We start from the raw sequence: 12,443 nt of genomic DNA on the forward strand, positions 1-12,443 counted from the left end.
GATAGAAGAATTAGGCGATCGCTAAAATATGAGAATTCTGCTGATCGAGGATGATATTGTTTTAGCAGATGTTTTAGTTCAATCTCTGACTCGTTTGCGTTATCTTGTAGATGCTGTCGAAGATGGTCAACTGGGTTGGGATTACATCCAAAGTGCAAGCTATGATTTGATTTTGATGGATGTTGGACTACCGAAACTCGATGGAATTAGTTTATGTGAACGTTTACGCCATCAAGGATACTCTACACCTATTTTATTGATGACGGCTAAAGATGAACAACGCGATCGTATTCGTGGTTTAGATGCTGGTGCTGACGATTATCTAATTAAACCCGTTAACATAGAAGAACTTCAAGCTAGACTACGTGCTCTACTCAGACGAGGTGAAGTTTTACATAGCACAATTATTGAAATTTGTCAACTATCACTAGATCCTAAAAGTTGTGAAGTGACATATGATCATAAACCACTTTCGCTTACTCCAAAAGAATACAGTCTTTTAGAGCTATTTATGCGAAATCCAGAACGAGTATTTAGTCGCGGACAATTGATAGAACAACTTTGGAGTTTCGAGGATACACCGCAAGAAGATAGTGTTAAAGCACATATTAAAGGACTTAGACAAAAACTTAAGGCGGCGGGTGCGGTAGACTGGATAGAGAATGTGTATGGTTTGGGGTATCGCTTTAATCCAAAAATCGAGACTCAATCTTCAGTTGAACAAGAATTTCGAGAAACTCAAGAAAGACTCTGGAAACAATACGCATCTTTGACACAACAACGGTTAGACATTCTACACAATGCTGCATCTAGTCTAGTCAAAAAACAACTCACAATAGAAGAACAAACCTCAGCAAGACAAGCAGCACATAAGTTAGCAGGTGTGTTAGGAATGTTTGAGAGAGAATACGGTAGTGTTTTAGCCAAACAAATGGAAAAGATTTTAGAATCTAGTGATATCACCTCACAAACTCAAGATATCTGTAGACTAATTCAAGAATTAAGCGATTATCTTAATCTAACAACCGAACAACCGAAAGAAACAGAGTTAGAAACCGTATCTAGTTATTTTCTGTTAGTCGATACAGATACATCTTTAAAAGATGCTTTACAGACTCTCGCGTCATCAGTTGGGGGAAAATGGAAACAAGTCACAAACTTAGCACAAGCGCAAACTTGGTTACAGCAAAATACTTGTGATGGTGTGATCCTAAATTTAGAACAAAATCAGACCGATTTAAAACTATTATCGGAATTAGCACAACGTACCCCACCGATACCCGTACTCGTTTTAATCACCAGTGAAAGCATTATAGATCGAGTAGCCATTGCTCAAGCCGGAGGAAAAGGAATATTAACCTTACCCGTCACACCCGAAAAAATTTGGCAGATTTTTTCCCAACTTCTACAGCGTTATCGTTCTCAGAATACTCGCGTCTTAGTCGTCGATGATGATCCGATTTTACTCGCTAGTCTGCGCCCATTACTAGAACCTTGGGGTATTCGTATGACAGGTTTATCGAACCCGCTAAAATGTTGGGAAACCTTAGAATCAATTCAACCAGACCTATTAATTTTAGATATCGAAATGCCACAATTAAACGGGATTGAATTGTGTCGTGTGATTCGCACTAACCCGATTTGGCAAGATTTACCGATTCTATTTCTCAGTGTACATCAAGAAATTGATACCATTCAAGATATTTTTAGAGTCGGTGGCGATGATTATATATTAAAGCCTGTAGTTGCCGCAGAATTTTTAACTCGGATTACCCAGCGTCTAGAAAGAAACAGACTCCTCAAAACTTTATCATATCGAGATGCGGTGACAGGTTTAACCAATCAAGTTCGATCGCATCAAGAACTAGAATTGATCTTAGAACAAGCCAAAGAACATCAGCAACCCTTTACCTTTGTTTTACTGAAACTCACCCAACTGAGTCAAATCAATCAAGTCTATGGACATCATTTCGGTAATCAAATCTTACAAGCACATGGAACATTAATACAGTCCACTTTTCCCATCGAAGAAGTGGGATACTGGAATAATGGAGAATTTGCGATCGTATTTCCTCATTCACACAAAACCGAAGCACAACAACGCATCGAAGAACTTTTAACCCGTATCCGAAAACAAGTTTTTATCACTCCATCCCAAGAAAAATTACAAGCGTTTTGTGATTGGGCAATTGTCGAGTATCCCAGAGATGGAACAACGATACAATCACTATATCAAGCTGCTATCGTTATCATTGATCAGAAGAATCGATGAACTCGGTTAGGATATGGATGATTTAAACCACCCTGTCAAACAACTAGAAAGCGCCCTGAATATGATACCTGATGCAGTCGTATGTCTAAACAGTCAGCATCAGATACAGTGGTGTAATCAAGCTTTTTTAAATTTAATCGAACAAGATTCGCATCACTGTATAGGAATAAGTTTAAGCGAATTACTCCCCTTATCCCAAAATGGACAACCAATTCCAGTAGAAAATTACTTAGTCGAAGGGACAGAATATGAATTCCGTAACCATATCTTACAACTAACGGTCAAACAGATTAATTGTTCAGAGGATGTAGATTGCGTTATTCTGATTCTGCGAGATGTCACCCTAACCAAACAAACCGAATTTTCTACTTATGTCGTGCAAACTGCTAATAGTGTTATTGTGCGATGGGATACACAAGGAAATGTTTTATTTTTGAATGAATACGGACAACGCTTATTCGGTTTTACAGAAGAAGAAATTATCGGTAAAAATGTTGTAGGGACAATGGTTCCTTATACGGATACCTCTGGACAAGATTTAGCAGCATTAATCCTAGATATCCGTCAAAATCCCGAAAAATATCTAGTACATGAAAATGAAAATATCTGTAAAGATGGGAGACGAGTTTGGATAGTTTGGGCGAATAAACCTATTATAGATAGTCAGGGTAATTTCGTTGAAATCCTGTCCGTCGGAACCGATGCAACCGAACGTAGACAAGTTCAAATCGATTTAGAAAAATCCTTATCTTTGCAACAAGCAACCTTTGAATCGATACAAGAGGGAATACTAGCCGTTAATTGTAGTGGTACGATCGTAAGCTATAACCAACGCTTCCTCAAAATGTGGTCAATCTCGCAATATGTTTTAAATGAACCTAACCAACAAACCCGTATTCAATATTTAGCACAACAATTAAAAGAACCCGAACAATTTTTCTTTAGAGTTAAGGAACTATATACCACACCCGAAGCCGAGAGTTATGATTTACTAGAATTAAAGGATGGTCGAGTCTTTGAGCGTTATTCATGCCCTCAGCGCATCGGTACAGAGATTATTGGACGGGTTTGGACGTTTCGAGATATAACAGCACGTATCGAAGCCGAAGCCGCCCTAAAAGCCTCAGAAGCCCGTCTGACGATGATTCTCAGTAGTGCAGTTGTCTCGATTAATCGTTATAGAATTTATCCAAATCGTACATGGAAAATTGAGTATTATTCACCTGGATGTCATTGGATATGGGGATACTGGGCCGAGGAACTGATGGCTAATCCCACCTTATTACAATCGCGGGTGATACAGGAAGATTGGGACGCATTAATGCAAAATTTATTTGAACCCATTTTCGCTGAACAAACCTATAAACATGAATATCGCTATCGTCATCCAGATGGAAATTTACGCTGGATTTCAGTCGCTTTTAGTTCCCAAAAAGATGATATAACAGATACTTGGATTGCGACAGCCATTGCAACAGATATCACCGAACGAAAAAAAACCGAAGACGCATTACGACTATCGGAAGCAAAAACCCGCGCTTTGTATGAATCTTTAAGTATCGCTATTATTATTGGTAATGATATTGGGATTTTTGAATGTAACCATGCCGCAGAACAATTATTCGGCTGTTCACGTCAAGAGATTATCGGGAAACATCCTTCGTTTTTTTCGCCATCCCTTCAACCCAATGGACAGGATTCATTTAGTTTAGCGAATCAACAAATTATGACCGCCTTGGAAAAAGGTCATCATAGCTTTGAATGGATACATCGTCGCGCAAATGGAACAGATTTTCCCGCCAGAGTAACCCTAACCGCCGTCAAGGTGGGGGAAAATCGGCTTGTACAGGGATTAGTCGAAGATTTGACGGAACGCAAGCAAGTCGAGTCAGAACTGGGTCAGAGGGCAAAATTAGCGGCTTGTAGAGCAGAAATAGGAAGGGCTTTAGCCCAAAGCGATGAGTTAAGCGCAATTTTAGATCGTTGTGGTAAAGCGATGGTCAAACATCTTGATGTTGCTTGTGTTCGTCTTTGGACATTTAACCCTGAAACTAATCTTTTACAGTTACAAGGGAGTGCGGGTTTAACCTCTGTTGTCGATCGCATTTATCAGTATATTCCCAAAATTGGTTATAAGAGTGCTGATGATCCTGAAGCGTTACTTAAAACTTTAGCTAGTATTTATCAAGATTGGGCAACCGAAGCAGCAATGACCGCGTTTACAGGCTATTCTCTCTTTTTAGAAGAACAATTAGTCGGTATTTTAGGACTATTTGCCCATGAACCTTTAAATCAATCTACCCTAAATGCGTTAAATTTTATTGCCGATGATATGGCGTTAGGAATTCAACGGAAAAAGACGGAAGCTGCATTAAGAGACGCTAAAGAAATGGCAGAAGCCGCAAATCGAGCAAAAAGTACGTTTTTGGCTAATATGAGTCATGAATTAAGAACACCGCTTAATACTATTTTAGGCTTTGCTCAACTCTTAAATCGAGATACCGCACTTACTCAACGTCAACGAGAAGCTTTACGAATTATTAATAGTAGTGGAGAACATTTGCTCAGTTTGATTAATGATGTTTTGGAAATGTCTAAAATTGAAGCAGGGCGAATTGTTCTAAATGCTCGTCCCTTTGACCTACATCAACTATTGCACACTCTACGGGAAATGTTTTGGGTTAGGGCAAAAGCGAAAGGTTTAGCGTTATTTTTTGATTTATCTTCTAATATCCCCCAATATGTGATTACCGATGACGGCAAGTTTCGGCAAGTTTTAATTAATTTATTGGGAAATTCGCTGAAATTTACTCAGAAGGGCGGTATTACTTTAAAAACGACGCAAATCCAGAAAATATCTGACGATCGCATGATACTCGGTTTTACGGTCGAAGATACAGGGATAGGAATTTCTGATGATGAAATACAAAGATTATTTGAACCGTTTGTCCAAACTAGCAGTAGCACACAAGTCAAAGAGGGAACGGGTTTAGGACTTGCTATCAGTCGTCAGTATGTGGAGTTGATGGGGGGGAATATTCAAGCATCGAGTGTTCTTGGACAAGGTTCGGTTTTTTCTTTTACGATAGAAGTTAAGTTAGCCGATTCTGCTCAAATTATCCCTCAAATCAGCGATCGCAAAGTACAACACATTGCACCCAATCAACCCGATTACCGTATTTTAATTGTAGACGATCGCTCAGAAAACCGAGATTTATTAGTACAACTTTTTAATCATGTGGGGTTTGAAACAGCAACCGCAAGCAATGGAGAAGAAGCGATATCTAGCTGGCAAAGTTGGCAACCCCATTTAATTTGGATGGATATTAGAATGCCTATTATGGATGGATATGAGGCTATTCGGCGTATTCGTCATCTAGAAAAACAATCCCAAACATCCCATCAAACTTATATTATTGCTTTAACCGCGAGTGCTTTTGATGAACAACAAACAGAAATCTTAAAAGCGGGGGCTGATGATTTTGTCAGTAAACCTTTCCAAGAAGCTCTTTTATTTGAAAAAATCAGTCAGTATTTAAAAGTACGTTATCTTTATCAAGATGAGCTAACAACCGAAAGCAAAAAAACAAATCATTGTATAGAATCATCAGAATTAAAGGTGATGTCATCAGAATGGATACAGCAATTACATCAAGCAGCCATGAGAGTTAATGGTAAATTAATTGAGCAATTGATACAAGAAATTCCGATTGAACACATTAATTTAGCACAGGCTTTAACTGAATTAGTCAATCAATTTCGTTTTGATGTCATTGTTGAATTAACCCAAGAAAACTAATAAATTAATATTCTGTAGGGATTTGGTCGCCAAATCCTGTAAAATATAGGGTTGGGTTTCCGCACCCCTACGCGTAATCAATATCCATTTTCTGTAACCATGCGACAGCATCTTGCAAAGCTGTTTTGATGGGTGACTGAGATAAACCTAATTCTCTGACTGCTTTGGAAGCATCATAATACATTAATTGTGTAGACATTTTCACACCATCAAGGGGTACAGAAGGAGTTTTCCCCAAAAGCGTCAGAACCTTTTCATCTATCCAAGCGACACTTAAGGGTATCCAAGAGGGAATTTCTGAAGATGGAGCGGGAATTCCTGTAATTTGGGATAATTCGTCTAAAAAGGCTTTAAGCGTCATATTCTGATGACCTAAGATATAGCGTTCTCCTGTTTTTCCCTTTTCTAAAGCTAATAAATGTCCTTTCGCCACATCACGAACATCGATGACATTTAACCCCGTATTAACATAAGCAGGCATTTTACGGCGCAAAAAACGGACAATAATATCACCAGTCGGAGTCGGTTTAATATCATAGGGGCCAACGGGAGTACTAGGATTGACTATTACCACATCTTGACCCATTTGTAAAGCTTTTCGGGCTTCTTGTTCTGCCCAATATTTAGATTTTTTATAATCTCCGATTAACTTTTCAACCGGACTCTGATAGACTTCATTAACAGGTTTTCCCGATTCTCCCACACCAATAGCCGCGACAGAACTTGTATAAACCGTACGTTCAATCCCCGCTTTTCGGGCTGCTGCTAAGATATTTCTTGTGCCTAAAACATTACAACGATATAGATAATCTTGGTCTTTTTGCCACAACGAATAAAGTGCCGCCACATGAAACAATACTTGACAGCCTTGCATTATTTCCGAAAGACGAGGATTATTTAAATCACCTTCGACTATTTCGATGGGTAAACCCTTAAGATTATCGAGAGAACTGCTAGGGCGAACTAACGCCCGAACGGTGTAACCTTGTTCTAACAATAATCGAACGAGGTTTGCTCCAATAAATCCTGTACCTCCAGTAACAAAAGCAAGCATCATAATCTAGAGTTCACAAGATGTAACGAGACTTAATTGAAGTATAATTTCATCGATCGCTTTTACTAACGCTTTTCCAGATTGTTTGGGATTATTAGCAATAATACTAAAAACCACAATCCCGTAATAAGGATGATGAATATAACCCGATAACGCTCGAACACCCGTCAGAGTCCCGGTTTTAGCATAAACAGTTCCTTGGGCTGGCGTTGCTCTCATGCGATTAATCAAAGTTCCACTCATTCCCGCTACAGGTAAAGAAGCGTGAAAAACTTCTCGTTTAGGAGAATAATACATCGCCCGTAAGATTTCCACAAATGCCCTGGGTGTAGCGACATTATTGCGAGAAAGTCCTGAACCATCCGCTTGACGTATCCAACTGGGGTTAATTCCCATTTGTGCTAACGCTGTTTTTGCCGCAGTTGGTCCCCCAATGTAACGTAAGAGTGTATCAGCATAAGCATTATTACTTCTTTGATTCGTAATCGTCACCCAGTTTCTTACAGATGTCGAACGAATAGGGGCTTCAGGGTCTAATCTTTGTAAAGCCGCCGCCGTTGTAATAATTTTCATGTTAGAAGCGGGAATTAAATAATTATCCGCGTTATAGTTATAAATAACGGTACGATCTTCTAACTTTTCGACTAAAATACCCCATTTACCAGCGTTTTTTTGAATAATACTGTCAATGGTTGGCTTTACCAAAGCTTGACAAACTAGAGAATTATTATTCTCTGGTGGCGGTACATAAATTTCGACCGATTCAGTTTCGTTTAAATAGTCGCCATTCGTTGATAATGTAACCTCATTAGCAGTAGCAGAAATCGACCATGTTAATGATGCTATAGTCAGAATTGCGAATGAATTCAGACAATGATTGATTTTTTTCATCCTGTTTCCGTTCCGTCTGGTTTCCTCACTAAATCGATTTATTGTATCAACTTATGGCTCACTTGAGGTGCCATTTGCGTAACGCGGGCCAAGCTTGAGGCAAAGCTTGATATTGTTGATATGCTAAGTTAAGACGTATCGTCACTTCTGTTGCATTAGGGTGAGAATTGCGATCGGGATGCCAGAAGCGAACTAAAGTATAATAGGATTTTTCGACACGTTCGCCTCTAGTTAAGAAAGAAACGCCTAAAATTTCCCACCAAGCAGAGGATTGTTCCAAAATTAACATCTCAAAAGAGGTTTTAGAGATCCTCATAATTTCTTGAATAACATCCCAAGAAACGCCGTAACACCTTTGATAAACTGATGTTAGTTTTTCTTTTCCGAGTTTTTGAATCGCCCCTTGATGCCATTGTTTAAAAGCGTCACGCATAGCAAGTTGTATCCGAAATTCTCGTTCGGCGAACTTTCCCTGCTCCTTAACGACTTGAGACCGGTGAAAAAGGTTTCCTAGTTTAGCGTTTTTACGGTTCCACGAGGGATGAAAAAAAGGATTTTGTCTGAGTGCAAGAGATTCTAAAATTTCTTTGGCGTATCCTTGAGGTTCGTTTAAACTAAATAAATCGGCTAATGCTGGACAAACTTGATGAGACTCTGGTTTATCTTGCCATGTCCAGTAATTAATCCCTGGTTGTGCGAGATGATAAGTATAAAAATACTGCCAAGTTTGCGGAACAATGCAGGCAAACGGTGTCATCAAAGGTATAGCGAGTTCATAAGATTGACCTTTAAGAGAACTTGGGGGCGCATCTTCGAGTAAGCAAGCAAGATGAAAAGAACGATAGACGGGTTGACGAGGTTTTCGGATAACTGTATCAGACTCATCATCCGTATTTTTATTAAGTAGGGCTAAACCACAAACGATTAAAACTAAGAGCAGAAGATTAAAGATAAGTTGTTCTAAGTGCGAAAACAAGTGCATTGTGATCAAAGCGAACCGATAAGCATCAAGAATATTTTCCTATGTTTTAGGAACGATCGTCGCTCTTATTTATCTTTCCCATATCGGCTTTTTGACTAACGACAAACCTTTGTTTAATCATCCCTCATCTACCTGTGTATAAACTAACTCTGCAATAAGTGTGATTTAAAAACAGCCTTTTCAAGGAAAAAAATAAACTTTTTGTGTGAGTAGAATACAACTTTGGTCAGAGGAATATAGACTCTTTTAGCCGTTAACTTGAATAGGTGTTGTAAAAATTGACAATTCAAACAAAGTAAACAACAACGGAGTCATATTATGAAAAATCTAATTACTTCCCTTAAAAAACGTGGTTTTGCTCGTTTTCTAGCCGCTACTTTAGTCGCTATTTTATTACTAGGAACGACGGTTACTCCTGCATATGCTAAAGAACCCATCGGCGAAAGAATTGGCAACCAGTTACACGAAACCAGTGTACAATCTGAAAGACCGAAAACTACTAGAGAATTTAAAGAAGAAGCAGATGGCGATGTACCTTTAGGTGAAAGAATCAAAAATATTACTAGAGATTCAAAAGAAGCTTTTGGGCAATTCGGACAAGGTATTACTACCAGTGCCAAAGAAACCGCTAAAGAAGTAGGAGAAAATGCTAAAGAAGCAGGTAAAGATATTTCTGCTCGTTAAGCAATCATACAGATAAACTGTAGGGGTCGCGGAAGGCGACTGCACGCCGTTTCACAGGATTTCAAATCCTGTGAGCGGTGCAGTTTGGTCTCCAAACCCTACTCACTTTAAATAATTTTTGTAACAAAAACTAGACAAAACTCAAATTATTTGTTAATAAAGCCTCAATAGTAGTTAAAAATTCTTGAGCTTGAATGGGTTTACCAAGATAAGCATTAGCGCCTAGTTGCATCGCTTGTTGTTGATGACGATCGCCAGTACGAGAAGTAGCCATAATCACGGGAATATGTTTCCACTTGGGAGACGATCGCATCTGCTGTAAAAGTTCAAAGCCATTGAGTCGCGGCATTTCCACATCCGAAATAACCAAACTTACATCATCAGGATGTTGAGCGAGTGTATCAAGGGCTTCTTGACCATCTCGACACATTAGTGTAGTATAACCAACTTGAGTCAAAATCCGTTCGAGTAAGCGTCGAGTCGCCACCGAATCTTCTGCTACTAAAATTGTTGGAGTTTTGACGATCGTTGGCGTTGGTGCTTTGAGTGGTATCGCCGAATCCATAGGGAAAGCTTCGGGCAATAACACGGGAACAATTTCACCATTACCTAAAATTGTACAGCCTGCCAAATAAGCGGGGATCACAATTGTTTGATCAAAAGGTTTAACAATTAATAAACGTTCACCGATTAAACTATTGACAGTAATGACAAAAGGTGTAAACGCACCAGAAACCACTAAAGCAACACGCGGATTTACTGAATCTAAGGGTAATTGAGGACAGGGTAATAATTCCCCTAAAGATATTACAGGGATAATTTGTTGTCGCCATTGGACAGTTGGAGGGTTAGAGGTTAGCCACTCTAATTCTTTATAGGGCAAAGATTCAAGAATACTCAAACTCGGCAATGCAATCAAACGCTGTTCAACTTGAATCAAAGAAAGTGACATTAAGCTGAGGTTAAGCGGTAATTTTAAGATAAAAGTTGTGCCTTCTTTGGCTTGCGTTTTTACCTGAACTGTGCCTCGCAAACGCTGAATCTGAGTCCGCACAATATCTAAACCCACACCTCGCCCTGATAAATCACTGACGGTTTGGGCTGTCGAGAAATTAGGCTGAAAAATCCAATCGAGGATCTGTTCTGAATGATACTGCTCAAAAGAAGAATCAGCTAAACACAGTCCGCGTTCTTTTGCTTGTTGATAGATCCGCAATAAATCAATTCCTTGTCCATCATCTTTTAATTGAATGATCAGGGTATTATTATCAACTTTAGCTGAAAGTATAATTTGTGCGGTTTCGGTTTTTCCACACGCGAGGCGATCGCTAATGGATTCAATCCCATGATCAAAAGCATTATTTAACAAATGAGTTAAAGGAGTTTGAAGATTTTCGAGAACCACTTGATCAACTAAAGTCTCCTCTCCTTCGATGAGCAAATCAACCGATTTACCATAACGTCGATTAAGATTTTGTAATTGTGGGATAAAACGTTGAGCTAGGATTCTAAAAGGAACCAAACGAGATTGAGTTAGTTTATTATAAAGGCCGTCTAAATTACTTTGAGATTGTTCTAAATTTTCAGCAAAATCATGATTAATTAAGTCTAAATCGGCACGTGTTTCTTGAATCCGTAACATTAACTCTTGAAAGGTTTGCAAGCTGCTATGTAGCTCAGTATAGCGATCTAATTCTAGGGCATCAAAATCGAGATTAGAATCATTTTTCGGCAGGACTAAACCAGAGGAATAGATGGGGGCTAAAGCAACTTGATCATACAATAACTGAATTTGTTCTCGAATTGGTTCAAAAACTTGTGATAAATCCCTTAAACGTTGATTAGCTTGCTGTAAATGCTCTTGTTGTAACCGTAATCGTTCTCGTGTCAAAATTAATTCTTCTACATGATAAGTCATATCCTCTAATCGTTTTAAAGGGACACGAACTTGAGATGAAAGTACTTTTTCTTCTTTTGGAACGGGAGACGGTTCACTCGCGCTATTAACTGGCTCAATTTCTGCGAGATATTGATCTCTATATGAACGCAATTGTATAATCAGTTGTTGAGAAATCAATAAAGCATCTTCGGGTGATGTTTCAGCTAAAACCAGTTCTAGTGGTTCGATTTCTGCGATAAGCCAAGGTAAATCTAGGGTTTCACCTAACAAAAGACACTCATCAAAAAAGAGGTTTAAGGTATTACTAATCTCATCTGGTGAAGCATCGGGTGATAAACAAGTAACTGTTGTGATACAGCTTTCTAAATCTTGCGTGAGTGCTTTTTGAATGAGGGCAAGTTGAGACGCACTAACGGTTTGTGTCGGCTCGTTTAAAGTCTCTTCAGGTGAGGTAGGCGTAAAAGAGGCTAGAATCTCTAAAAGCGCGAAATCAGCATCGACAACTTGATCCATGCGAGCTTGATTTAGCAGGTTAGCAACTTCAGAAACTCCCCATTCTAATAAAGTCCAAGCTTCCTCGATCTCTAACACCGTCTGCTGTTGAATCGCTTGTAAGAGGTCTTCTAGACGATGGGATAACTCTCTTAGACTCGGCAGTTGAGCTAACCCTGCACCGCCTTTAAGAGAGTGAGTGGCTCGCTGTAATTCGATGAAATTAGGAGAATCATGACGCTGCTGTAACCCTATTTCTAAGGTTTGTAAATATTGGGGGGCATCTTCTTCTAAAAAACAAATTCTGGCCTCTTGGGTCATTGCGGCCAGTGTTGCCTCGTCTATCTGAAAACTCATAGATTTTCGTGA

The 12,443-nt window shown here is 39.1% G+C and carries 7 protein-coding genes; 3 read left to right on the top strand and 4 right to left on the bottom strand.

Annotated features, from left to right (window positions below; genetic code table 11):
• Positions 1 to 28 precede the first annotated feature (28 nt).
• Complete coding sequence (locus C7H19_RS14035; protein WP_106457513.1) at positions 29 to 2,272, top strand: response regulator; 2,244 nt, start codon at positions 29 to 31, stop codon at positions 2,270 to 2,272.
• 13 nt (positions 2,273 to 2,285) lie between these two features.
• Entirely contained in the window at positions 2,286 to 6,071 is a 3,786-nt protein-coding gene (locus C7H19_RS14040) for a PAS domain S-box protein (protein ID WP_106457514.1), read from the top strand.
• 67 nt (positions 6,072 to 6,138) lie between these two features.
• Here the strand turns inward: C7H19_RS14040 and hpnA are convergent, their stop codons facing one another.
• From hpnA to C7H19_RS14055, 3 genes are read right to left on the bottom strand one after another with little or no spacing between them, the layout of a single operon-like run.
• Positions 6,139 to 7,125 carry a hopanoid-associated sugar epimerase gene (gene hpnA, locus C7H19_RS14045; RefSeq protein ID WP_106457515.1) on the bottom strand — a complete coding sequence of 329 codons (987 nt, stop codon included), beginning with the start codon at positions 7,123 to 7,125 and terminating at the stop codon, positions 6,139 to 6,141.
• A gap of 6 nt (positions 7,126 to 7,131) precedes the next feature.
• Entirely contained in the window at positions 7,132 to 8,016 is an 885-nt protein-coding gene (locus tag C7H19_RS14050) for a D-alanyl-D-alanine carboxypeptidase (RefSeq protein WP_106457516.1), read from the bottom strand.
• A gap of 58 nt (positions 8,017 to 8,074) precedes the next feature.
• Positions 8,075 to 8,998 carry a J domain-containing protein gene (locus C7H19_RS14055; protein WP_106457517.1) on the bottom strand — a complete coding sequence of 308 codons (924 nt, stop codon included), beginning with the start codon at positions 8,996 to 8,998 and terminating at the stop codon, positions 8,075 to 8,077.
• Between the two features lie 318 nt (positions 8,999 to 9,316).
• Between C7H19_RS14055 and C7H19_RS14060 the strand changes: the two genes are divergently transcribed.
• Positions 9,317 to 9,682, top strand: coding sequence for a hypothetical protein (locus tag C7H19_RS14060; protein ID WP_181280612.1), 366 nt, complete (start codon positions 9,317 to 9,319; stop codon positions 9,680 to 9,682).
• Positions 9,683 to 9,812: 130 nt separating this feature from the next.
• Here the strand turns inward: C7H19_RS14060 and C7H19_RS14065 are convergent, their stop codons facing one another.
• Positions 9,813 to 12,431, bottom strand: coding sequence for a hybrid sensor histidine kinase/response regulator (locus C7H19_RS14065; RefSeq protein WP_106457518.1), 2,619 nt, complete (start codon positions 12,429 to 12,431; stop codon positions 9,813 to 9,815).
• Positions 12,432 to 12,443: the final 12 nt, after the last annotated feature.

The organism is Aphanothece hegewaldii CCALA 016 (genome assembly GCF_003007785.1).
GTDB lineage: Bacteria > Cyanobacteriota > Cyanobacteriia > Cyanobacteriales > Microcystaceae > Chroococcus > Chroococcus hegewaldii.